At 41.7% G+C, this 24,429-nt stretch carries 22 protein-coding genes, 1 tRNA gene and 1 pseudogene; 12 read left to right on the plus strand and 12 right to left on the minus strand.

Annotation, left to right across the window (positions count from 1 at the left end):
• Window positions 1–86 precede the first annotated feature (86 nt).
• Genes U1P77_RS11040 through U1P77_RS11050 form a run of 3 tightly spaced genes read left to right on the plus strand, consistent with a single transcriptional unit; the run spans window position 87 to window position 4,338 of the window.
• Window positions 87–947, plus strand: a complete 861-nt coding sequence (locus U1P77_RS11040; protein ID WP_414479012.1) for an arylesterase — start codon at window positions 87–89, stop codon at window positions 945–947.
• A complete protein-coding gene (locus tag U1P77_RS11045) occupies window positions 944–1,669 on the plus strand; it encodes an ABC transporter ATP-binding protein (protein WP_321155035.1) in 726 nt (241 codons plus the stop codon). The genes U1P77_RS11040 and U1P77_RS11045 overlap by 4 nt, the downstream gene beginning before the upstream one ends.
• Window positions 1,669–4,338, plus strand: a complete 2,670-nt coding sequence (locus tag U1P77_RS11050; protein WP_321155036.1) for an ABC transporter permease — start codon at window positions 1,669–1,671, stop codon at window positions 4,336–4,338. The genes U1P77_RS11045 and U1P77_RS11050 overlap by 1 nt, the downstream gene beginning before the upstream one ends.
• A 262-nt stretch (window positions 4,339–4,600) precedes the next feature.
• Here U1P77_RS11050 and U1P77_RS11055 read toward each other — a convergent pair whose 3' ends face one another.
• From U1P77_RS11055 to U1P77_RS11065, 3 genes are all read right to left on the minus strand, one after another.
• Window positions 4,601–5,083: a DUF4411 family protein gene (locus U1P77_RS11055; RefSeq protein WP_321155037.1), complete on the minus strand. Its 483-nt coding sequence runs from the start codon at window positions 5,081–5,083 to the stop codon at window positions 4,601–4,603.
• A complete protein-coding gene (locus U1P77_RS11060) occupies window positions 5,080–6,222 on the minus strand; it encodes an XRE family transcriptional regulator (RefSeq protein ID WP_321155038.1) in 1,143 nt (380 codons plus the stop codon). Before U1P77_RS11060 ends, U1P77_RS11055 begins: the two co-directional genes overlap by 4 nt.
• 266 nt (window positions 6,223–6,488) lie before the next feature.
• Window positions 6,489–6,623 carry a glutathione S-transferase family protein gene (locus U1P77_RS11065; protein WP_321155039.1) on the minus strand — a complete coding sequence of 45 codons (135 nt, stop codon included), beginning with the start codon at window positions 6,621–6,623 and terminating at the stop codon, window positions 6,489–6,491.
• 86 nt (window positions 6,624–6,709) lie between these two features.
• On the opposite strand from U1P77_RS11065, the gene U1P77_RS11070 reads away from it, so the two are divergent.
• The 3 genes from U1P77_RS11070 (at window position 6,710) to U1P77_RS11080 (ending at window position 10,116) form a co-directional block, all read left to right on the plus strand.
• Complete coding sequence (locus tag U1P77_RS11070) at window positions 6,710–8,041, plus strand: valine--pyruvate transaminase (protein ID WP_321155040.1); 1,332 nt, start codon at window positions 6,710–6,712, stop codon at window positions 8,039–8,041.
• A 105-nt stretch (window positions 8,042–8,146) separates the two neighbouring features.
• On the plus strand, window positions 8,147–9,544 hold the full coding sequence (locus U1P77_RS11075) for an AAA family ATPase (RefSeq protein WP_321155041.1): 1,398 nt from the start codon (window positions 8,147–8,149) through the stop codon (window positions 9,542–9,544).
• Window positions 9,541–10,116: a hypothetical protein gene (locus U1P77_RS11080; protein ID WP_321155042.1), complete on the plus strand. Its 576-nt coding sequence runs from the start codon at window positions 9,541–9,543 to the stop codon at window positions 10,114–10,116. Before U1P77_RS11075 ends, U1P77_RS11080 begins: the two co-directional genes overlap by 4 nt.
• 634 nt (window positions 10,117–10,750) lie before the next feature.
• On the opposite strand, the gene hisH is transcribed toward U1P77_RS11080, so the two are convergent.
• The gene (gene hisH / locus U1P77_RS11085) at window positions 10,751–11,395 is read right to left on the minus strand and encodes an imidazole glycerol phosphate synthase subunit HisH (RefSeq protein WP_321155043.1); all 645 of its coding nucleotides are present in this window, start codon (window positions 11,393–11,395) and stop codon (window positions 10,751–10,753) included.
• A complete protein-coding gene (gene hisB, locus U1P77_RS11090) occupies window positions 11,396–12,067 on the minus strand; it encodes an imidazoleglycerol-phosphate dehydratase HisB (protein ID WP_321155044.1) in 672 nt (223 codons plus the stop codon).
• Between the two features lie 327 nt (window positions 12,068–12,394).
• On the opposite strand from hisB, the gene U1P77_RS11095 reads away from it, so the two are divergent.
• From U1P77_RS11095 to ilvD, 5 genes are all read left to right on the plus strand, one after another.
• A complete protein-coding gene (locus U1P77_RS11095) occupies window positions 12,395–12,817 on the plus strand; it encodes a hypothetical protein (RefSeq protein ID WP_201556895.1) in 423 nt (140 codons plus the stop codon).
• Window positions 12,818–12,958: 141 nt separating this feature from the next.
• A tRNA-Phe gene (locus tag U1P77_RS11100) sits at window positions 12,959–13,034 on the plus strand.
• Between the two features lie 199 nt (window positions 13,035–13,233).
• Window positions 13,234–13,734, plus strand: a complete 501-nt coding sequence (locus U1P77_RS11105) for a DUF4385 domain-containing protein (RefSeq protein ID WP_321155045.1) — start codon at window positions 13,234–13,236, stop codon at window positions 13,732–13,734.
• Window positions 13,735–13,811: 77 nt separating this feature from the next.
• Window positions 13,812–14,504: a phosphoglycolate phosphatase gene (locus U1P77_RS11110; RefSeq protein ID WP_321155046.1), complete on the plus strand. Its 693-nt coding sequence runs from the start codon at window positions 13,812–13,814 to the stop codon at window positions 14,502–14,504.
• Window positions 14,505–14,631: 127 nt separating this feature from the next.
• A complete protein-coding gene (gene ilvD / locus U1P77_RS11115) occupies window positions 14,632–16,311 on the plus strand; it encodes a dihydroxy-acid dehydratase (protein ID WP_321156681.1) in 1,680 nt (559 codons plus the stop codon).
• 372 nt (window positions 16,312–16,683) lie between these two features.
• Here ilvD and U1P77_RS11120 read toward each other — a convergent pair whose 3' ends face one another.
• A complete protein-coding gene (locus U1P77_RS11120; RefSeq protein WP_321155047.1) occupies window positions 16,684–18,213 on the minus strand; it encodes a YifB family Mg chelatase-like AAA ATPase in 1,530 nt (509 codons plus the stop codon).
• Between the two features lie 356 nt (window positions 18,214–18,569).
• Here U1P77_RS11120 and U1P77_RS11125 point away from each other — a divergent pair, with 356 nt between their 5' ends.
• Window positions 18,570–19,784: an IS256 family transposase gene (locus U1P77_RS11125; protein ID WP_321155048.1), complete on the plus strand. Its 1,215-nt coding sequence runs from the start codon at window positions 18,570–18,572 to the stop codon at window positions 19,782–19,784.
• A gap of 153 nt (window positions 19,785–19,937) precedes the next feature.
• On the opposite strand, the gene U1P77_RS11130 is transcribed toward U1P77_RS11125, so the two are convergent.
• The 6 genes and pseudogenes from U1P77_RS11130 to U1P77_RS11150 form a co-directional block, all read right to left on the minus strand.
• Window positions 19,938–20,888, minus strand: coding sequence for a BsuBI/PstI family type II restriction endonuclease (locus tag U1P77_RS11130; RefSeq protein WP_321155049.1), 951 nt, complete (start codon window positions 20,886–20,888; stop codon window positions 19,938–19,940).
• Window positions 20,888–22,354 (minus strand): Eco57I restriction-modification methylase domain-containing protein, encoded by a 1,467-nt coding sequence (locus tag U1P77_RS11135; RefSeq protein WP_321155050.1) that lies wholly within the window; start codon window positions 22,352–22,354, stop codon window positions 20,888–20,890. Before U1P77_RS11135 ends, U1P77_RS11130 begins: the two co-directional genes overlap by 1 nt.
• Before the next feature lie 227 nt (window positions 22,355–22,581).
• On the minus strand, window positions 22,582–23,178 hold the full coding sequence (locus U1P77_RS11140; protein WP_321155051.1) for a DUF6338 family protein: 597 nt from the start codon (window positions 23,176–23,178) through the stop codon (window positions 22,582–22,584).
• 113 nt (window positions 23,179–23,291) lie between these two features.
• Window positions 23,292–23,681: a hypothetical protein gene (locus tag U1P77_RS11145; RefSeq protein WP_321155052.1), complete on the minus strand. Its 390-nt coding sequence runs from the start codon at window positions 23,679–23,681 to the stop codon at window positions 23,292–23,294.
• Between the two features lie 252 nt (window positions 23,682–23,933).
• A pseudogene (locus tag U1P77_RS13595) lies at window positions 23,934–24,053 on the minus strand (SEL1-like repeat protein); the annotation flags it as partial.
• A gap of 48 nt (window positions 24,054–24,101) precedes the next feature.
• Window positions 24,102–24,305 carry a hypothetical protein gene (locus U1P77_RS11150; protein ID WP_321155053.1) on the minus strand — a complete coding sequence of 68 codons (204 nt, stop codon included), beginning with the start codon at window positions 24,303–24,305 and terminating at the stop codon, window positions 24,102–24,104.
• Window positions 24,306–24,429 lie beyond the last annotated feature (124 nt).

Below are 24,429 nucleotides of genomic sequence, written 5' to 3' on the forward strand. Positions count from 1 at the left end.
AAACATTCACAAACAGACTTCGTTGAATGCTTAACGTGCCTTAATATTTGCTACACTGGACTGCTTGTATATAGGACAAAATACCCATGATGAACCTCTTCCCTAGTTCAGCTAAGCGCTCGGCTATACAACGCTCTTATCATTATGCAGCGGTTGCGTTTCTGATGATAACGATGACACTGAGTGGTTGCCAAAAACAATCTGAATCAACTAACGCGACTGACAACCAAACTACCAATACTCAAGTTACGGTCAATCAACCGACGACTGAGACCTCGACTCAAACTGGCCAGCAAGAAAGCAGTGAGTCGCTGACCATATTGGCATTAGGAGATTCACTTACCGAAGGTCTTGGGGTGGCGAAAGAGGGTAACTATCCTGCTCAGCTACAAGCGCGTTTGCAAGAGTTGGGCTATAAGAATATTGAGGTTATCAATTCAGGCCTAAGTGGTGAGACCAGTACTGGTTTGGTTAATCGTTTGGACTGGGTATTACAGACTAAGCCTGATATTACCATCTTAACAATCGGCGCTAATGATGGCATTCGTGGTATTGATGTGGCAACTGTCGAAGCTAATATTCGCACCGCCGTTAAGCGTTTACAAAACAATGGCAGTCAGGTGATTTTAGGTGGTATGCAGATTTATGACAATTTAGGTAATGATTACGTCAAATCATTCGCGGCAATGTATCCGAGAATAGCAGAGGATATGAACGTAACGCTCATTCCATTTGTACTAGAAGGCGTGGCCGCTGATCCAAATCTCAATCAAGCCGATGCTATTCATCCGACTGCCGAGGGCTACACCATTATCGTTAATGATAATATATTGCCGATATTAAAACCCGAGCTTGAGAAAATAAAAGCGAATCAACAAGATTTATCAGTGCCAGAAAATACGTCAGCAAATACAAGAACAGCCACGCCAACTGAGACTCCGCAATGACCTCATTAGACTCAACCACTGCATCAGAAGCAGAATTAAACTCAGCATCAACTGGCAATGAAGCTCTACTTACCGCCTCACAATTAAATAAAACCGTGCATGTTGGTGAGCAAACGCTGTCCATTATCAAAGATGTAGATATTCATGTGAATGCTGGCGAGTTCGTGGTCATTATGGGTAAGTCGGGCTCGGGGAAATCTACTTTGCTAGGATTGCTAGCAGCTTTAGATTATCCCGATAGCGGGACAGTGATGTTAGCCGATCAAGCATTGAACACCTTAGACGAAGATGCCTTGGCCGTTATCCGCCAGCGTGATATGGGTTTTGTCTTTCAGTCGTTTCATTTATTGCCCACATTAACGGTAGCTGAAAACATTGCTTTCCCGCTTGATATTGCCCGCCGTCCTGATAAATTACGAGTGACTGAATTGATTGAAGCGGTTGGACTGGGTGATAGGCGTAACAGCTTGCCCAGCCAATTATCAGGTGGTGAACAGCAACGTACCGCAGTAGCGCGAGCACTAGTATCACGTCCAAAGATTGTATTTGCTGATGAGCCTACCGGTAATTTAGATGAACAAAATGCCAATCAGGTCATGAAATTATTATTAGATTTGAGGGAACAAGTTGGCTCCGCACTGGTAGTAGTGACTCATGATGCGACACTGGCTAAAATGGCCGATCGCGTGATTACCATGCACGATGGACGGATTCTAACCTAATGAATAATGAATCAATGGACAGTCGTTCACAAAAGCAGTTATCAAGACCGTCATCAGAGCCGTCAGAAAATAATAGTAGCGTTATTAACCGAGTATTTGGTCGCACCTTAGGATCGCAGGCGCTAAGCCGCAGTTGGTGGCGACGTTGGGTCTATCCAGTACTGTTCTTAATCACCCTAACGCTATCGCTGGCCACTTATCTAACCCTCGACTCCATCCAACAGTCGGTGAATACTTATATCAACGACAATCAGCGCGCGCTAGTTGGCGGTGATTTGATATTGTCTAGTAATCAAGACTGGCCAGCAGAAGTATTAACGCAAGTACAAACGGTCGCTGATACCCAAGCGGTCTACGACTATCAGTTTAATGCGATGATAGTGACTGATGAGCAGACCTTACTTGCGCGCGTTAAGGCCGTATCAGTTGCTTATCCATTATATGGAGAGGTAGAGCTGGCTTCCGGTCAACCGTTATGGCAAAAGCTGACTAAAGACAGCGTGGTGGTAGCCCCTGAAGTTCTTAGCAGTTTAAACGTAAGCGTCGGAGATCGTATCACCATCGGTGAAGCGCAATTTACTATTAGCGACGTGCTCACCAAAGAGCCGGACCGTCCGTTGACCGCCTTTGGATTTGGCGGGCGCGTGCTGATGCAACAAGATGCGCTTGCCGCCACCAAGCTATTAGGTCAGCGTAGCCGTATTAGCTATCGTATTGAACTGGCAGGTGACCCTGAGCTGATGGCGACCCAGCGTGATCAGTTGACACAGATAATCACTAACTATCCCGATATTGAGCTTTCCGATGCCGAGTCAGCGGATACCTCGGTCTCACGCATCTCCGACAATGTATTGATGTTTTTAAAGCTGTTGGTCATTGCTGTATTGCTGTTATCTGCTGTCGCTATGTATGGTGTGATTACTGCCTTTGTCACCAAGCAACAGTCTAATAACGCGATTCGCTTAGCTTTAGGTGAGCCTATTGGGTCACTCAAACGTAGCTATTATCGCCTGTTAATGGCAACGTCAGTCATTGCCTGCATCGTAGCAGTCATACTTAGTCTCGTTCTGCTTAAGGTCGGTCAGCCCTATCTGGCTGCTATTTTACCGGCAGATATTGGCTTGGCAATTAAACCTATCAGCGCGATTAAAACCATTGTAATCGCCTTAGTACTCACTTTATTAATTACTCAGCGCGGCCTTAGCGCGCTTAATGATACCAAACCTGCGACCTTGCTCAATCAAGGAGTCAGTCAACAATCACGCGAGCGGGCATGGTATCGACGCCTACCCTTATTGTGGTATGGGCTGATGTTAACAGGACTGTATGCATTTTTTGCCTACGAAGTTGGCTCGTGGACATTGGGCGCACAGCTGCTTATCGGCTTAGTCGGCTTCATTGCCATATTTTGGGCATTGGCACGCGGTTGGTTATGGCTACTTTCGCGCGTTGCAACGGCCTCAAAAATAAGCTGGATGCAGCGTATTGCTATCCATAATCTTGCCCGCAAAGGCAATCAATCTGCCTTATTCTTCGTTACTTTATCGCTATCGGTAGCGGTATTAACCCTAATCACTACCCTTAATCATAGTATTAATGCGCAGTTTGTGAACGCCTATCCTGAGGATTCGCCCAATTTATTCTTATTAGATATCCAGCGCGATCAACATAACGATATTGATACCTTAATTGGCGCACCGGTCAGCTATTATCCCGTTATTCGCGCGCGCGTGGTGACTGCTAATAACGTTCCTGCACAGGATATTGAGCCTGCTGAAGGCTTTGATGATCCTACGCGAGTATTTAACTTAAGCTATGCAGATACGGTAATGGATACTGAGTTTATTACTTCTGCGGTACAGGACAACTCGCTTTATGCGCCTGTTAAGAATCAACCTCTAAAAAATCAGCAACAAGACCAGCAAAAAAATCAACAACAAAGTCAGCAACAAGTACAGCCTCTATCCATCTTAGATACGGCAGCCAGTATGCTCAACGTGGAGATGGGCGATCAAGTGCGCTTTAATATTCAAGGTATTGAGATTGTCGGGCAAATTACCAGTATCCGCTCGCGCTATGAGCGTGGCCCAAATCCTTATTTTTATTTCTTATTTGAACCGTCAGTGTTGTCTAGTGCTCCGCAAATTCAATTTGCTACTACTCACGTGCCAGCAGATAGTATTCCAGAGCTGCAAGGCAAGCTGGTACGTCAATTCCCTGCAATCACCACTATTGATGGCACTGCCATTGCGGAACAAATCCAAGGGTTGGTCACACAAATGAGTCGTTTGGTTTATGTCTTTACCTTGTTGGCATTATTAACTGGCATTATGGTATTGATCAGCTCATTGTTATCTACTTCGCAAGATCGGATGCAAGAGAGCGCGTCGTTCCGGCTGTTAGGCATGCAAAAGCGAGACTTATATATGCTCAATATTCTAGAAATTGGACTATTAGGGGTTAGTGCTGCAGTGTTCGCCATCACAATCGCCAGCCTTGGCGCGTGGGCAGTGATTACCTACTGGTTTAATCTACAGTTTAGTATGCCGTGGGCGAGTATAGGTATTGGTTCGCTAGTGTTACTTGCCTTATTATTTAGCATCTCGATTGTTTACGTACGCTTAGTCATTGGGCGCGGGATTATGGCACGGGTGCGGGCGATGATTTAGGGTATGTAGCTAATCCTGCTATCCGTTATTGTCTGCTAGGCGAGGCGGTGGCTACGGTTTGGTGCGTCTCTTTCCCACGTAGCCACACCAAAACCTAGCCACCGCAACTCGCCTAGCCCGTCAGGATAACCGCTGCTATCAGGGCTAAACCGCGCCTCCAGTCGGCGTTGGGTTTGGAAAGAAGTAGATTTTAGGTTCGAGAATGTTGAGTTATTTCTTTCAGATTAAAAAGAAAGCATAGTCTACCTCTAACTACTGAAAATCACTTAAAGCAATCATCAAACTTTCTAAGTAGTTCGAATGTATTTATATACTTCACGCCTAATTCGCGACATAGATTTGGAATGATTATTTTCTTAGCTTGATCCGCATACTTTTCTTCAGTAACAATAGTAGAGCCATCTGTCATGGCTCTAGCGATTAGCCAAGGGTCTGCTGAATCTAGAAATTTCATATTTTTTTGATGATTTAGATCATACTGTGATTGGCATAAATTTACGATATGATCAAAGTTTTTTTGACATTCTTCATCACTTTCAGAATAGAAATAATCACTATGTTGTCTAACCCAAGTTGCTAGTTCGTCGCCATAATCTTTGAGTTCGTCATACACTGAGCGGATACTATATAGACTTCCTTTCCTCTCATGCTCGCGTAGCCAATTCCAAAACATTGGGCAGAAATCTAAACCATAATAGCGTTTGTTTGCTTCAAGAAATACATTCGTATCTAAAACGTATTTCATAATTGCATTCCCACTTTCTTAGCAAATAATTCAAGATTACTAGGCTTAATGCCCAATATATAGCCAGCATCTCTGTACAGCATCTTCCCTGAAAGAGACTGCGAAACAACCGCCTGTGATAGCTGTGAGCTTAGTTTGGAGTTTTTAACGACATAGTAACTAGGCCCACTATCACTCTTCTTTTTACTAGCTAAATAATCTTCACGAATTCTATAAATATAACTTTCATACTGTTGTTTATCTATATAACTTAAGGTGAGTGCTCTTCTAGCAATAACATGACGACTTACGTGAAAAGACTTTGCTAGAGTAGCAAATGCAACATCAAGACTAGTCTTACTAATACTAGTCCACTGTTTTACAAACTCCTTCTTAGACACTAAAAACTCTCCAGCAACCGCATTACAAAATTGCTCAGTAGGGTCTACTGAGGAAACGCTATTGTCAGAAACGCCTGACTCTCCTTTCAGAATATGAGCTAATTCATGAATCAAAGTAAATAGTTGAGCATTTAAGCTATCCGCAGTATTTATAAATATCAATGGCGCGACATCATCAGCTATAGCAAACCCGCGGAATTCTTCTATATTCAACGGTTTAGTATGATGACCTAAGTTACTGTCCTGTATTACCATTACTCCTAAGTTTTCAATGGACTTAACCAATTGCCGATAGTAGTCCTTAGCATCCTTAGGTTTATTAATCTTTAATTTTTCACTTAAGAAAGCAATCATTTCATTAAGACTTGCTTTGGATAAAGAACCTACATAAGCATTCTTTTCGACACTCTGCTCACTCAGATAGCTTCTATACCATTCTACTCTCTCTTGATTTAAGCGAACTATCTCTTTTAAGGCGTGGCTAGGCTCGCTTAATTCTTTACTATCTATGGTTCGTAAATCTGGAAGTGCAAGGTTATCTTCTCTTGGCACTTCATTTAAGAATAAGAAACCGAAAGGAATATTAGTAATTTTAGCAAACTGTTTAGCTTTACCAAAAGCTATATTAGCCTTACCTTGCTCAACTTCAGCCAGCTTTTCTTCTTTTATAGAAAGTTTTTTAGATATATCAGACATACTTAAGCCTGAGCGTTTGATAGCCCAGCTGACAATATCAGGATTTATTAGAGCATACGCCATGATAAACTCAATATAACTTAATATAACTTAGTGTAGTTACATTCTATCACCTTTTTAATTAAACTCGTTCTAAAAATATACCTGACAGTTATGATTTACTTATCTCAACCTTAAGTAAGCATAGGTTGAGTTATCAATAGTCGCCTTGAGAAGCGGTTTAGCCTCTAAAGTAACGGATATACTTATGTGACTGCTATCGCGATTAGCTGCATAAAATTTTAAGCCACAAAGAAACACCCTCTATTCATTTAGCAGACGTTCCTTTGTCATTCACCCTCAGATATAAAATTGAGCAATACTTCAATACGTTTAAACCAAGCTTGTAAGTGCGGATAATGTCCTAAGTTTAAACTGCCCTTACTCGACGTATGCTTATAGGCATATAAACGGATATCAGCCATGCGGTTTGCTTATTTTACAGTAACCATTTGCTATACTAGCGCCACTTTATCAATTAAATAACAACTTAAAACTTCACGGTAACTCTATGAAATTCTCAAAATTTGGCCAAAAATTTACTCAGCCGACTGGCATTTCTCAGCTTATGGATGATTTAGGCGATGCGCTAAAAAGCGATCAGTCGGTCAATATGCTGGGCGGTGGCAATCCTGCCCGTATTGATGCGGTCAATAAATTATTTCTACAGACCTATCAAGCGCTTGGTAATGACGGCATCGTAGATGAATCAAGCTCTGATAGCGCAAACAGTACCGCTATCAATAGCATGAGTAACTACTCTAATCCGCAAGGCGATGCTGATTTTATCGATGCGTTAGTTGGCTTCTTCAATCGTCATTATGATTGGAATCTGACGGCAGAAAATATCGCTCTGACCAATGGCTCACAGAATGCTTTTTTCTATCTGTTTAATCTATTTGGCGGCGCTTTTATAGATGAGCAAAACCAATCAGTAGATAAATCAATCCTACTGCCGTTAGCGCCTGAATATATTGGCTATAGTGATGTGCATGTCGATGGTCAACATTTTGCTGCGGTATTACCGCATATTGATGAAGTTTCTCATGATGGCGAGGAAGGATTCTTTAAATATCGAGTCGACTTTGAAGCGCTTGAGCAATTGCCCGCGCTCGTTGAAGGTCGTATCGGAGCGATTTGCTGCTCACGTCCGACCAATCCAACCGGCAACGTGCTGACCGATGAGGAAATGGCGCATTTAGCCGAGATTGCCAAACGTTACGACATACCCCTTATCATCGATAATGCCTACGGTATGCCCTTCCCTAACATCATCTATTCTGATGCGCACCTTAATTGGGATAACAATACGATTCTTTGCTTTAGCCTGTCTAAAATTGGCCTGCCCGGTATGCGTACGGGTATTGTCGTTGCAGACGCTAAAGTTATCGAAGCGGTCAGCGCGATGAATGCGGTGGTTAATCTAGCACCGACGCGCTTTGGCGCTGCGATTGCCACGCCATTAGTAGAAAACGATCGCATCAAGCAGTTGTCTGACGATGTCATCAAACCGTTTTATCAGCAACAAGCCACGCTAGCTGTGAAACTTTTGAAAGAGGCCTTGGGTGATTATCCATTGATGATTCACAAGCCTGAAGGGGCGATATTCTTATGGCTATGGTTTAAAGACTTGCCTATCACTACCACTAAGCTGTATGAGATTCTAAAGGAAAAAGGCACGTTGATTGTCCCTAGCGAATACTTCTTCCCCGGTGTCGATGTTGATAACTATAAACATGCGCATGAGTGTATTCGGATGAGCATCGCTGCTGATGAACAAACACTGATTGATGGTATTAAGGTCATTGGAGAAGTAGTTCGGGAGTTGTATCATGAGAGATAGGTTTTACTGTTTTTAGAATATACGTAAGGTAGAATAAGATCAAAGAGAAGAAGCTTTAGCTTTCTTGCTCACTGAATAGTACGCTTTACCAAAACCAGGAAATCTATGATGAATTATGACATACATATTGAAAACTTAGGTGCTATCGAAGAAGCTGATATTACTATTACGCCTTTGACTATTCTTGCTGGTGAGAATGGTACAGGTAAAAGCTTTGTGACTAAGTTTTTTTATTCAGTGTTCAATTCACTCGTCAGAAATGTTTATATTATGGGAGTTAGTAGTATTGGTGTCAAAATTCACAATACTATTAATAGTTTGCTTCAAAAGGAAAGATTCCTTGATGATGAAGAGTTATTTCTTGAAGTCTTTAAAGAATCTATTACTGAAACTTTTCCTCTTAGTAGCCAAGCGAGTTTTGGAATTAGCTCTTATGCCCCAGACGAGCTTATCAAACAAATATCTGATCACTTAGACTACTTCAAAAAAAATATTCTAACAAAGCTAAAAGAAAATGACGAGTCCAATACAGATCATGATGGACAACACTTTCTTTTCAATTTTTATAGTTTCTATGAAAGTATTATTACAGAAACAGAACTTCTCCTTTATTACTTAGAGAATCCTAAAGAAAGCTATACTAAACTTCTCAAAGATGAAGTAATAAACCAACTAAAAGAGAACTTTCAAATTTCTGAGCTAAAAAACCTCATTAAATTTAACTCTAATTTTTGTTTATTTAGTATTAAAAATACTTTGTCTGTAAAGATATTAAAAGACAACAAAATTGAAATAAACTTATTGTCTTTTCCATCATTCGCTAATCTCATATTCTTTGAGTCTCCAGTATATTGGAAGCTATTATCTGTCATTCCTGATGAAAAATTTGGATTAGACTTCAAAATGTATAGAGGAGTATCTAGTGAAACTCTTACAGGTGTGCCTAGGCATTTCCTAGATTTAAAGGATTTGTTGTTTACTAACTTTAAAGATGGTGAACGCCCTGACTTTATAATCAAATGTGCTGATGATCTAGAAAAACAGTTGCAAGGTAAATTTAAAGCAGCTAATAGCGACTTAATATTTGAGAACAATAAAGGTCAAAGTATTTCAAAAAGCTTGGTTTCTTTTGGTATGACTAACCTTGGCATTTTCCAAGCGGTATTAAGTAAGAATATTATCAATAAAGGTTCTTTTGTATTCATTGATGAGCCAGAGTCTAATTTACACCCCGAATGGCAAGCTATTTTAGCTAATGTGTTAGTAGAACTCGCTAAAAATGGTGTTTACATTATCGTTACTACTCATAGTAGTGACATGCTAAAAGCTTTCGAGATTAGTACCCAAGAGCAAAAAGTTAGTGAGGAATTATCTACTTATTATTTTCAACCCGATGGTAAATTGCTAGAGATGGACGATAAAATTCTATCCCCTATTGAGCAAGCGCGAAAGAAGCTTTTAGAAACTTATGAAAACTTAATGATTCGAGGCTATCTACTGTGAGTGAGGGCATAGATTTAGAGCCATTTAAACAGCTCATGCAACATAGTGATGGCGAATGTTGTAAGTTTTTCGGTTATAAGATAGATGAAGGTAACGGTTTAAGAGCACACCTTAGTTTCAATGAAGGTCAGATGAGCCAAGCAGACTACTTCTTGATTGATAAAGACTCTAATAAAGTACAGATTATAGAGTTGACTGATTTAACTGAAGATATTAGAGATTGTATTATCGCTGAATCAATACTCTCAGAAGACAATGCAAGCTTTGCAAAAATATTAGAAACAAGTCCAAAAAAAGCTAGAAAAATTATACAGCGTAGGATATGGGCAGAAGTGATTGCCGAGTTTAAAAACAAATGGATGGGTTCAATTGCTATTTTAGAACGATATTGTCGGAAAGATAATTATACTAACGACTTAAATTATCAAATGCTAATTATTCTAAAGTCCAATACTGACCCTAAAGAAATAGAGGTATTACGAAATAAATTAATAGGCATGATTGGTAGAGTGCCTATTTGTAATACTGATAACGTCGAGCTTTTGCTTCTTACTAAGTTATCTAAAAAATAGTGAAAAAATCAGGTCCAGTATTTATTGACTCCCTCTGATGCTTAAACTCATCTCAAAACAGACTAAACCAGTCTAGGGTCGTTGTTTCAGTAATCTGGTTGGTTTAATAACTGATTGAAAAATCTTTGTCCACATTGTGAGCGCATAGAGCACGTAAGAGAGCAGACAAGTATTGATAAGATCATGGATGCTGGCCTTTAGCTCTACGCTTCGTATCCCAGAGATACCTAACTCTGCAATAGTATGGCGGTTATCCAAATACTCGCCTAATAAGGCGATACAGGTCACCATGATTAAAGCGATAAATGACCTGATACTATACTTTCTGAAAATTGGACGAAGTAGGATTAAACTCAATAGATAAACGCTGATGCCCACATACATATGTAGGGCATCTTTTTCTAGTCCTGTGGCATTCATGATGCCTATCTTAAAGATATAAAAATCCACTGTGTTTTCCACATATAAGGGAATAGGGAATAGGGAATAGGGAATAACTAAGAATAAAAAAGAGTTTGCGACAATGCAAACTCTCTTGCGCGAGGGCAAAGCAGTGCTTTACTCCTTCCTCGCTCAGGTTACGCATTTGCTAACCCACCCTAATCCTGAAACCAAATGTTTATTCCCCGTTTATCTAAAGATCCCAATCTACGAAGTTCTTTAATAATTGCAGCCCTGCGGTATGGCTTTTTTCGGGATGGAACTGGGTGGCAAATAAGTTATCTTGCAAAATACTAGCACAAAACGGCTGCCCATAATCACAAATAGCGGCTACTTGTGAGCTGTCTGCTGGCTCGCAATAATAGCTGTGCACAAAGTAAAAATGCGAGTTGTCTTCAATGCCATGCCACAGTGGATGATCAAAATCCATACCATTAATGGTATTCCAGCCCATATGCGGTATTTTAATATGTGCACCTTGTTCATCTTTCCATGCTGGATTGAAAGCAGGCACGTCTCCGTCCAGAATACCAAGACAAGGGGTACCTCCATTTTCGGCAGACTGCTCAAATAACGCCTGCATACCCACACAGATGGCCATCACTGGCTTGTTAAACACCGCATGACGTATTACCTCATCAATACCAGCGTCATGCATGCCAGCGATACAATCACGCATGGCACCGACACCGGGAAACACTATTTTATCTGCGGCAGCAACGACTTTGGGGTCATTGGTAATGGAAACTTCCGCACCAACTGCTGATAGTGCTTTACTAGCAGAGTGCAAATTTCCCATACCATAATCTAGTAACGCAATTTTGGTTACTTTGCTCATCTAGAATGCCTCTTTAGTCGATGGCAAGGTATTTAACGCCCGCTCATCATACTCGCATGCCATACGTAGCGCCCGTGCAAAGGCTTTAAAGGTACTCTCGATTTGGTGATGGCTATTTTTACCTTTTAGGTTGTCCAAATGCACCGTCATCCAGCTATGGTTCACAAAACCATAGAAAAATTCGCTGAATAAATCCACATCAAACCTGCCCACATGCGAGCGGGTAAATGGAACGTCCATATGTAGGCCAGGACGACCGGAAAGATCGACGACCGCACGGCTTAAGGCTTCGTCTAATGGCGCATAAAAGTGTCCATAACGACGAATACCTTTTTTGTCGCCTAGCGCTTTAGCAAAGGCTTGGCCAAGAGTAATACCCGTATCTTCAACACTATGGTGATCGTCAAGGAAAGTATCGCCGGTGCACTTAATCTCCAAATCAAAAAGACCATGGCGCTTAATTTGATCGATCATATGGTCTAAGAACGGCACACCGGTATCTACAGTACCTTGACCCGTACCATCAAGATTGACCGTGCAGGTTACTTGGGTCTCGGCAGTGATGCGCTCAACGGTTGCAGTACGTGCGGCACGACCATGTAGGTTGTGGCCTGATGACGAAGCGGTACTTTGATCTTGATCTTGAGCTTGTGAAGTAGAATTGGCTGTCATGGCTATCCTCTGTTAAGTATAAAAACATTCAATAGAGATGGGGCTAAGAGTAAGCCCTTAATATAAAAATAATAAATAGTAATTAGTGAAAACGGGTTAAAATCGTTCTATCCTATCTAAGAATATCGGAATTGAGATTAAGATAGGCTGGTCATTATCTATCTTCATCATAGCAAACCCTAGGATTTACTGCCACGACCAAGCAGTAAACTGCACGCAAATTTGCACCATTCTGCTAAAATAATGTATTGAGTATTATTAATCATTACCTCACACTTATTATCTTTCGTTATGCCGTACCAAATGACCAGAGAATAGGAACCGACTATGCCTTTAGAAGCGATCGCGATCAACGACTTAGATGCGCCACTCATCAAAAAACCTGCCCGCGAACATGAATTATCAGAGCGCTTGCACGCACTATATGATGCCGATGATAGCCAACCTGATGGCGCAGAAGTGTTGAGCATCATTGAACAAGGTTTTAAACGGGGACAATACTTGTATGTCGGTATGTTCAATGACAAACCTATCGCAGCCGTATGCTGTTTTGATGATGGGCAAACGGATGCCAAGCGCTTGCAATACTTAACAGTACATCCAGAAAACCGCAATCGCGCGATTGATGCGAAGTTTATCAAGCTGGTTTATGATGCTGAAATCAAAAAAGGGGTACGTGAGTTCGTGCCTGTTGATCCTGATATTCATCATATTATGACTGAATACGAGCTATTGCGGGTTAAAGACTAATAGCGCTTGTTTTAAATAACAGATAAGACTGTTTTAAACTATAATTCTATGACAGGCTATTTCTTGTCTTTTATACAAATAAAGCAAAAATAACTTGACAGTAGCGCCTATATTTAGTTTAATAGCGTCCTCAACGAAGACGGCTCGATAGCTCAGTCGGTAGAGCAACGGATTGAAAATCCGTGTGTCGGCAGTTCGAACCTGCCTCGAGCCACCATTTCGTTATTAGAATTCTAAAAACCCCGAACAGTAATGTTTGGGGTTTTTTTATGTCTGTGGATTATGACTTTAACAACTATTAATAGCGCCCTACTCTCACCAATCGATAACACTCTTATGCTGTTTTTTACGTCGATGTATTGATTATACTCAAAGTAGAGACAATCAGAAGATATAGAATTCATTAGGTAAAAACTATGAGAGAATTTGATTATGATTTAGATTATAAAAATTTGGATCTGCGGGCACAGCCCGAATTATATCGTGTTGGTCGCGGTGAGCAGGGTGTATTATTGGTTGAACCGTATAAATCTGAGATATTGCCGCATTGGCGCTTTGTCACACCTGATATCGCAACCGAAAGCAGCGAGACGATTTATCAAATGTTTTTAGATTATCTGGCTGCTGATGACTTTGTCGGTGCTGATATGGCGCGAAAATTTATCCAAATGGGCTATACCCGCGCACGACGCTATGCCAATCATAAAGGTGGTAAGAAATATAAAGGCCCTGTCCCTGACGATAAAAAAGGCCAAAGCGGTGCTCATGGTCGTGAAGAGCTACCGCGCCAAATTGAGGACCCAATAAAAGCAGAATCGGCGCGAATCTTTAAGGAGACTTGGGATAAATGTCGTGAAAACGAAAATTATTTAAAGATGAAAGCTGAGCATCGTAAGCGCTATAAAGAGGTTGAATAGTGGCGTCAAAATTAAAATTGATAGCTGGCTGTGTTAAGGTATGAACAACAAAAATTCTAACGATTGGGCAAAAAATAATGAGCGAACGACTTAATAACAAGCACCTTTTAATTTTTGATTTTGATGGTACTTTGATCGATAGCGTACCAGATTTGGCTGATGCAACTAACGCGATGCTAACCACGCTTGGCAAAGACACTTACTCTCTCGACATCATACGTAATTGGGTCGGCAACGGCTCAAGAATGCTGGTCGAGCGGGCATTGGTGGGTAAGGTAGACGTGTTAGAAGGTGAATTAACCCAAGAAGAAGCTGATCATGCCGAACAAGTGTTTTTTGATGCTTATAAGAATCTTAGTGGTAGCAAAACCGTCGCCTACCCAGATGTGGATAGCGGACTAAAAAAGCTACAAGCGGCCGGCTACACATTGGCCTTAGTCACAAATAAACCCATTCGTTTTGTACCGAAAATATTGCAATCTTTTGGCTGGCAAGATTTATTTAGTGAAGTGCTAGGTGGTGACAGCCTGCCCCTTAAAAAACCAGATCCCGCACCGCTATTGCATGTCTGTGAGGCGTTGAATATTATGCCAAAACAAGCGGTTATGATTGGTGACTCACGAAATGACATCTTAGCCGGACAAAACGCCAATATGGATACGCTTGGGCTGTCTTATGGTTATAATTATGGGCAAGATATCCGTGAGCTCAACCCTACTGAAGCGTTTGATAATTTTGCGGCATTGGTTGAATACCTTTTAAAAGATTAAAGCGTATTTGGAATAGTTAAAAAAATAAGAAGACAACCTTTTACCTTACACACTTGCAGACTGTGACTAGCCTTTACTTAAGATTAAACAAGCCAATAAACAGTTACGCTATTGGAGCAAGAAAATGATTAAAAAAGACAATACCAACAGAAAGTACTCCGCTATTTTGGTCGATGGCATTCAAAAAGCACCAGCGCGTTCTATGCTGCGTGCGGTCGGTTTTACCGATGAAGATTTTAAGCGCCCGCAAGTGGGGATTGCCTCTACTTGGAGCCAAGTAACGCCCTGTAATATCCACATTAACGGCTTAGCTGAGGAAGTGGCTAAAGGCGTTTATTTTGCCTATGGCAAACCCATTATTTTTAACACCATTACCATCTCTGACGGTATCGCTAATGGCTACCAAGGCATGAAGTATTCATTGGTATCGCGTGAAGTGATTGCAGATTCTATTGAAACTGTATCAGGCTGCCAAGGTCACGACGCGCTCATTGCTATTGGTGGCTGCGATAAAAACATGCCGGGTTGCCTTATGGCCATGGCTCGCTTAAACCGTCCTTCGCTGTTTATTTATGGCGGTACTATTCAACCAGGTAAAAACCATACTGACATCGTTTCTGTATTCGAAGCCGTCGGTGCCAATGCCCGTGGCGATATGACCGAAGAAGAAGTATTAGAAATTGAAAGAACGGCCATTCCTGGTCCAGGTTCTTGTGGTGGCATGTATACCGCTAACACCATGGCATCAGCCATTGAAGCGTTGGGCATGAGCTTACCGGGTAGCTCTGCTCAAGAAGCTATTTCTCCTGAAAAACGTGAAGACTGCCGACAAGCAGGTCAAGCGATCCAGTGGTTAATCGACAACGACATTAAGCCTAGCGACATTATGACGCGCAAGGCCTTTGAAAACGCTATTACCATCGTTATTGCTTTAGGTGGCTCTACCAACGCTGTATTGCACTTACTGGCCATGGCCGATGCGATCGACGTAGAACTAAACATTGATGACTTCACCGAAATAGGTAAACGCGTGCCTGTGGTGGCTGACTTACGCCCATCAGGTAAATACTTAATGTCTGAACTTATCAAAATTGGTGGTATTGCGCCATTAATGAAGCGTTTACTGGCACAAGGCTTACTGCACGGCGATTGCTTAACCGTTAACGGAAAAACCATTGCTGAAAATTTAGCAGGTGTAGAAGACTACCCAGCAGGCCAAGACATTATCATGCCTTTTGATAAACCCCTTAAAGCCGACAGCCACTTGCGTATATTACGTGGCAACATTGCACCAACTGGTTCGGTGGCAAAAATCAGTGGCCAAGAAGGTACTCTGTTTACGGGTAAAGCGCGCGTATTTAACTCCGAAGAAGACTCCATGACCGCTATTTTAGATGGCACTGTTGTGGCTGGTGACGTGATTGTTATTCGTTACGAAGGCCCTAAAGGTGGCCCAGGCATGCGTGAAATGCTGTCACCCACATCTGCTATTATGGGTCGTGGTTTGGGTAATGACGTTGCCTTAATTACCGATGGTCGCTTCTCTGGTGGTAGTCATGGCTTTGTCGTAGGGCACATCACGCCTGAAGCCATGGTTGGCGGCCCAATTGCCATTGTTGAAGACGGCGACACTATTACCATTGATGCCGACAACAATGAAATAAACTTAAGCATCAGCGGAGAAGAAATTCAGCAGCGTTTAAGTGAATGGAAAGCACCAGAGCCAAACGTAAAGCGTGGTGTACTGGCTAAATACGCTAAAACCGTTGGCAGTGCATCGGAAGGTGCCATTACCGATAAGTTTTAATCGCTATCGAAAACACCTTAGGCAAAGGAATGCCTGAGGTGATTTTCTTCTATTGAATTCCCCACCTAAAATCTCTCTCATAGTATTAATAATTGACATCCATTTATAAAATCGAACATAATCAATCAAAGTAGTCCTTAAAGCAGTCCTTTTAATGTACTTTGCTATTGATACATATTAGCTGTAAAGGCATGTGGATGCTGACAATGATCTAAACTTTACACTTAGCAAAGAAGAATTCGATTTTAGCAACTTTGAGTTTCTTTGTCTTATTACGAATTAGAGCGCCATACTACCTACTTATACCAATCAATCTGGCAGAGTAAACCTAATATCCTTTACAACACTGGCTTTTTATAAATCAGTTATAGATCACTTACTTCGATAGCTAAGGGCCTCAGACACATGAGCACTGGTGATATCAAGACTTTCTGCCAAATCAGCAATGGTACGCGCTACTCGCAAGACGCGATGATATCCTCGCGCCGATAGATTAAGACGCTGTTGTGCTAATTGTAGTAGCTGCTGTTCGCCCTCGCCTAACTGAACGTATTCATCAATTTCACTGGGGCTAAGCTCGTTATTCACTTTTTGTTGCCGCTTTAGTTGCCGTTTATGAGCAGCTGAAACCCTACTCCTTACTTTCTCCGAGGTTTCACCGGCCACGCTATTTTGTAGATCTGCAATCGGTAATGCTGGCACGGTAATATGCAGGTCAATGCGATCGAGCAGCGGGCCTGATAGCTTATCCTGATAGCGCTTAATCTGCTCAGGACGGCAACGACAACGTCCTGATGCGTCACCATCATAGCCACACGGGCAAGGGTTCATAGCGGCGACCAATTGAAAGTTTGCAGGAAAGGTCATTTGGGAATTAGCACGGCTGATCGTAATCTGCTTCGCCTCTAATGGCTGACGCAGCACCTCTAACACGCTTCGATCAAACTCCGGAAGCTCATCTAAGAACAGCACGCCTTTATTAGCCAAAGTAATCTCGCCAGGTTTTGGACGTGAGCCACCGCCAACTAAGGCAACTGCCGATATCGTGTGATGAACTTGTCTAAACGGCCTTGTGCCATAATCATAATCGCTATCGGCTACTGAATAAGTGCTGGCGACTTCTAACGCATCCTCAGCGCTCAGATCTGGCAAGATAGTTGGCAGCCGTGATGCCATTAATGTCTTACCCGAACCTGGAGGCCCTGTGAATAATAACGAATGCCCGCCTGCTGCCGCAATCTCTAACGCACGCCTAGCATGATGTTGACCCTTAACATCGGCTAAGTCTACTTGATAGCTGGCATTTTGCGGTGCTGGGCTTGGCGGTACGATATCCAAGCGTCCATCCGTCGCATTAGGCTCTGCTAGCGATTGTAGATGGTCGCAAACTGCTTTTAGGCTTTGAGCGGCTAATATGGTCACGCCTTCAACGCGGCTGGCCTCTGCGCCATTATCAGCCGGTACTATTAATTGCCGCGACTCTGGTCCAGATTTTAATGCTAGCGCCTCAGCCTTTATCGCTCGTGCTACCGCTAAGCTACCTGTTACTTGCCTAAGCTCCCCATTTAGCGCCAACTCCCCAATAAACTCAAATGCCGATAGCACCTCTGGTTCCAGCTGATCACTGGCTGCCAAAATACCAATCGCGATAGGCAAATCAAGGCGTGCGCCATCTTTAGGTAAATCAGCTGGGGCTAAATTGATGGTCAGGCGCCGATTGGGAAACTGAAAACCGGAATTAAGAATGGCGGAGCGTACCCGATCTTTACTCTCTCGTACTGCCGCTTCGGGTAAGCCTACGATAGTCAGTGCGGGCAAGCCTTGGGACAGATGTACCTCGATAATAACCTGCGGCGCGTGCAAGCCAACGACTGAGCGGGTGTAGACTTGAGCAAACGACATAAGGACTTCCTAGTAGAGGGGCTTATTGATAGTAGAGCATTAGTTAGCTGCACGCAAATGTTGTCTACTCTACGTTAAGACTTAAGTATTGTTTTTAATTGTGTAGTCTACTCTTTTAAGAATAGTTACGATAATACTGAGAGTACCTTGAATCACATTAATGACTTTAGAATTACTGGGTAAACTATTATTTATTCTATTAATGCTAGATTAACACACCAAGTGCAACGCTAGACTCTATTATAGAACACCTGGTTAGGCGTTTTGAACGCCAATCGTTTTCTTGGTCTGTCGTTCAACGAGACTTTCCTAAAAACTGTGTAACTGCTTATAATCCACTAACCGGAGAATAAGCAATGACTAACCAAACCGACATTAAAACACTGGCCGAGCAAATGGCTAGCAGCATGAACAGCTTTGATGACATCAAAGACTTTCAGAAGCAACTCATGCAGTCCTTTATCGACACTGCTTTAGAGGCTGAGATGGAAGACCATCTAGGCTACCCAAAGCATGAAAAAGCGGGTAAGCCAAACAAGCGCAACGGTCATACTAAAAAGAGAGTTCGCAGTGATAGCGGCGCGCTTGAGATATCCACCCCAAGAGACCGCGGTGGCAGCTTTGAGCCCGTACTCGTCAGTAAGCATCAAACCCGTATCTCAGGTCTTGACGATAAAATCATATTCTTTTACGCCAAAGGCCAAACGACCACTGAGATCGTTGATACCATCAAAGAGCTTTACGATGTCGATATATCCAGCAGCTTAGTTTCAAGAGTCACTGACAATATCTTAGAGGACATCACCGCTTGGCAGAACAGGCCGCTGAGCAGTGTTTATCCTATTGTCTACCTAGACTGCATTGTCGTCAAAGTACGCCAAGATAAGCAGATTATCAACAAGGCTATCTACCTGGCACTAGGCGTGGGACTTGATGGTAAAAAAGAGCTACTTGGTATGTGGCTATCAGAAAACGAGGGCGCTAAGTTCTGGCTAGGCGTTCTCACTGAATTGCAAAACTGCGGGGTACAAGACATCTTAATCGCTTGTGTGGATGGTCTAAAAGGCTTCCCCGATGCCATCAACACCGTCTACCCTAAAGCACAGGTTCAGCTGTGTATCGTACACATGGTGCGATACTCAATGAAGTTCGTGCCTTGGACAGATAAAAAGGCAGTAGCGGCTGATTTAAAGGCTATCTACGGCGCTGATACCCTCGAGATAGCAAAGGCCAATCTTGAGCATTTCGATGAGACTTGGGGCCGTGAGTACCCGCATGTCGTCAAGTCTTGGCGTAGCAACTGGGAGGGCTTAACAGTGTTCTTCGAGTATCCTAAAGACATCAGAAAAGCCATTTATACCACCAATGCTATAGAATCATTAAATAGTGTGATTCGTACTGCGGTGAATAAGCGTAAGGTGTTCCCGTCTGATCAGGCAGCATTCAAAGTAGTGTACTTAGCAATCCAGCAGGCGTCAAAGAAGTGGTCGATGCCGAGTCAACACTGGACGTCTGCTCTTAATCGCTTTATGATTATGTTTGATGACCGTGTAAACAAGCATTTAATCTAAACGGCAGTTACACAGAATATGGAATGGTCTCGGATTTGATTCAAACCTTTCATAATCTTGTTAATACTGCTGCCGCTAACCGTCTTTATCTGAAGCAGAATACTTAGTATTCTTAGTTAGCTATATCTACCATAGTCAAATCTTCATTTGAATTTATGTAGAGTAAGGCCCTAGAAACCTCACTCCGTTAAAGTGAATAAGGTGAGAAGGTGCGTCCGCTACCCATACCTCTGTTTCCCATGCAATTTCACCAAGGTAGCGTCCCATGAGAGTTCTATTTGGAAAAGCAGTCACATAGACCAATCCAGCAGTTGACTCTGAGAATAGCTTAGAAAGCTCTTCATATCTTTTTCCGTCAACAGGTCCATGGCTAGTGACAGACTCAACTAATAACAGCCAGTTTTTGTCAGTGTAGTGCAATACTACGTCAGGCATTTTGCCATGTGAACCTACATCGATATTTAGCCCCTTGAGCCGTTCTTCATCGAAATATCCCCACTTCTTTTCCGTATCACCTGCATAGATTAATATGCTGTTTGGTGCAAAACGTGACGCAAAATCTTCAATAATATTTTTGATAAGCTCACTATGGACGCCAGGACTCAAAGTAATCTCTTTAACCTCTGTAACCCTTACAGGAATACGGTTCTGCTCTCGCTCTTTAGCATAACGTTCAACGAGCGATGTACGAGTCGCCAAATAACGCTCTAGATTATTTGGCCATGATGTAGTTCCAAAAGTACGTAATAGAGTTAATGCGTGAGACTCAATTTGGTAAGCAGCCTTAGGGCTATTTACTGCGCGAGCTGGATCATCTGGATTGTAGAGAGCTACTCCTGCATCGCAGAACTGGTGCATTGTTTGGCGGCGAAAAGTTTCCCTAGAATTAGGTGCATAATGCTTTTCATACTGATCGTATACCCAACTCATCATTGGCGTAATGCCTATGAGGGGATTCTCTGCTTGTGCCCATGCTTTTTCTGGCGTCAGGTTCAAAAGAGCTAATAAACATAAAGCGGAGCGCTCATTCTGCTGCTGCGAAGGGAAACCTAAGGCAGCTATTATTTCCTGAGCATCTTCAAGGTGAGTATTTTTATTATTCATTAAATTAAGTCTCCAAATTGAGCGTCAATATTCTCTTGCGTAATATTTTTTTGTTTCAAAGCCCATTCGCCAAGCTGTATTAAAGCTTTACGACTTGGATATTTCATTTGCTTGAGATCTGTTGCATTGACCTGAGTATGGCCACTAAACCGTCTAAAATGCTCATCTACTGCTGTTGTGTTCAGATACACCGTAAGTCCACTTGCTAATGCCTCAGGCAAGCCGTTTTTATTATCGTGAAATACGTTTAAATGGTTCTCGAACCCTAGCATTGGATAGTCCTCAAAGTGATTAGGATCAACCAAGCTTGCAACAACACGGCGTTTTTCTTCCTTTGATGAAAATCGCTTAACTACACAATAAAAACCCTTTGGGTAAAGCCATTTTTCCGTATCAGAATTTTGCATTATCGCGTTAGATTTTTTAGAATTAGTTATAGGCCAATTGGTTTTACCAGTCTTTAAATGGCTAGGATAAATTAATGGTGCCGACCCTTCTTCAGGCATATCACGCAAATGCTCTTTCAATCGGAAATCAACTACTGGACCAGTTGATAGCTTCACGTCAATATCAGTCATTGAGTGACGTACTGCAGATGACAATTCGATAGCACTTTTATCAGTTGTCGTCTGTACATGAATAAATCGTTCTGAATCATCTGGGAATACTATGCGCTCAAAAGGAATAGCACAATTGGCTAGGTCAGAAAAACTATCATCGGTAGAGGTTGAGATAGTAACAGGGCCCTGCTCTCCATCACGCTCTAGACAAATAATTATATTTTCTTGTAAAACTTGGTCATCCTTAAAGGCTTTGTTGCGTGATTCAAACAAGTGTATTTGACGGATCGATGCCCGTTTGAGAATAAAGTCACGAAAAGGGCGGTAATAAGGACCATTACAGAAACTGCGTGGAATAATGGCCACAATTTGCCCACCTGACGCCATTTGTGCCAATGCTAGTGCTATAAAAGCGGAGTATAGATTTACTGTCTCAATGCCAACTTTACTTAAAGCTAATCGGTGCTCTGATTTACTATTAATTTTTTTATAAGGTGGATTGAGAATTGCGTGAGTGTAGCCTTGATCCTGCAGACCTTTGTCTGTTGCAAGTTTTATGTAATCACCAGAGATAATATTAGTTTTCACATTATCGTATACGTTTAGATGCTGACTGAGATAGGTTTGCAGCTCCTTATCAACTTCGTAAGCAGTTACTTCAACAGAATTAAAACCAAATCCGTTTGCTGCCCAATGATCAAGAAAAGCACAGGTTAGAGCGCCTACGCCTGCGCCTGCATCCAATAGATGACAGGTTTTAAGATTACTAGGTGGAAATAAGGATGCCATAAAGCGAGCCACATTAGAAGGCGTCATGAATTGCCCGAACTCAGCTTTATATTTTGAAGTAGTACGAAGTGCTAATTTATGGCGCACATTGTCTGCAGTGTCTAACTGTTGAAGCATATTAGATCCATTTACTGATTATCAGTTGATACGCGGGGACAACATTGCGTTACTCTTATTCTTTGCCAGGGGGTGTTGGTCTAGGTCTAATAGTGGGTTCACTCCCTGCACTAGTAGGAGTATAACTAGCGCCAGGTTTAGACACAGGTGTAGGCTGGTAGCTCTTTTCTGTACTTTTAGGAGTATAACTATCACCGACTGAAACTTTGATTGTTGATTTTTTCTTATCACTCATATTCATACACCCTTAATTCTATATGTGAAATTTCATCAGATAAAATGATAACTCCTGCAGTTCCTTTCTTCTTCCTCAAGAATTCGCCATTTGCGCCGATAAACCAGGTTTCTTGAAGATATATTTGTTCTGCCTCTGGGCTACTGGAAGCATTTGACTGTTCTGCATATAACCCTCCTATAATAGTACCATTTTTTAAGATAACCTTTGCCCAATAACATTTCCGTTGAGAGAAAAGATAATCCCACGATCTTTTAGTTGGGTGAGGAGCATTACTTAAAAACAAATTCCTAGTTCTTAAAAACCTCCAAATTATCACCCAGCCTATAGGAGCGACAAGTAGAACTACTAAGTAAAACAGGTAGTAAAGAGTAAAATTGCTCTCTTTTAGTCCGATTGTTTCGATTAACCATATTGGAAGAATAAAAAAAGCGTAATTGATACAGCTATACGCTATTGCATCAATTAATTGTTCCGAAGTCGGGTGTTCTATCCCTGGAAAAATCAATTGATAAGTTTTAATACTTATGAAACCAGGTATCACAAATGCGATAAATAATACTAGCTTATCAACTTCCAATATATCCATAGTTAACCCTATAATAAATTATCTGTATACAGCAGGGAGATATCCCGATTAATGCACCTTTAAAACCATTTACCATAAGGTCCGAATCATAAATAGATTTGATAGCTATCTCTTTATATATCTTCCATTCTATTATCAATTTCAGCATCTAGCACTTGTTGCTGATGCAAATTCAATTGAATCATTGTTCTAAGAAAGTTAGCTCCGCCATTAGTTAGGGACTTAAATTCTTTTGCAGTTATAGCTCTAAAGCCGGTCTTGAAATCACTTAGCTTCTTAGAATATTTGGCTTCAGGAGTTCCTTCATACTCACTTGTTATCAGTTTTCCAGTTACAACGCCTGAAGCGACAAATCCAACTCCACTTTGATATAGATATACCGTATCACCCTCTTTCAGATGAGAGATATTTTCTTTCCACCCCGTGTAAAAAGCAGCTGCTTCATGGTTTTCTAGCATACTCATATGGGCTGATTTGTTGTTGTTATAGTTAGTGTTGAGCATAAAGTATCTTTGACCAAAAAGTGATTTTGCACCTTTAGGCTCGTCAGCCTCTAAGTTTTTTGCAGCCTCCTCTAGAATAGAAGTAGTTTCTTTAATGCCAGCTTTAACAAATTCAAGTAGTAAGAAGCTTGAAACTCCCAGTAGTGTACTTTACAGTGTACTTATTGAGTTGATTTCATCGTGAATATCGCTATTTTCGAGCAACCGAGCTGATTTGGGAAATGGAATGTTTAGTTGATCTAAATTTTTTCATCAATGTTTCCTATACATGTCACACCCCTTTTGATTACCATTATCACAAGCTTGTCCAAATAACTCTTTAGCCTGTGGTTTATTCTGACGAACTCCTTCTCCATAGTAATAACCCTGCGCAGTATTAAATAATCCTAATCCGTTAACTTGATCAGCAGCTTTTTTGTACTACTTAAACGCTTGAAAAAGATCTTTATCTACACCAACCCCTTGTTCGTACATAGCACCAAGACTAAACTGTGAGTTTACATAACCTTGATTAGCTAAATCCTCAGTTTTTGCGAAATCTGTTGCTGCAGCTGATAGGGTCAGTCCAAATAATAATCCTAAGGCTATCAACGCATTAGTAAATATACTTTTCAGTGATTGCATGGTCTATATTTTCCAAAAATTTGAGTGTGGGCGGCACTGTAGGAATTAAACAGACCTCTGCAAGCCTTTATGGTAATGATTTGCATTTTTATAATTTGGTCAATACCGAGAACAATACCAACAA

The organism is Psychrobacter sp. LV10R520-6, assembly GCF_900182925.1.
Classification (GTDB): domain Bacteria; phylum Pseudomonadota; class Gammaproteobacteria; order Pseudomonadales; family Moraxellaceae; genus Psychrobacter.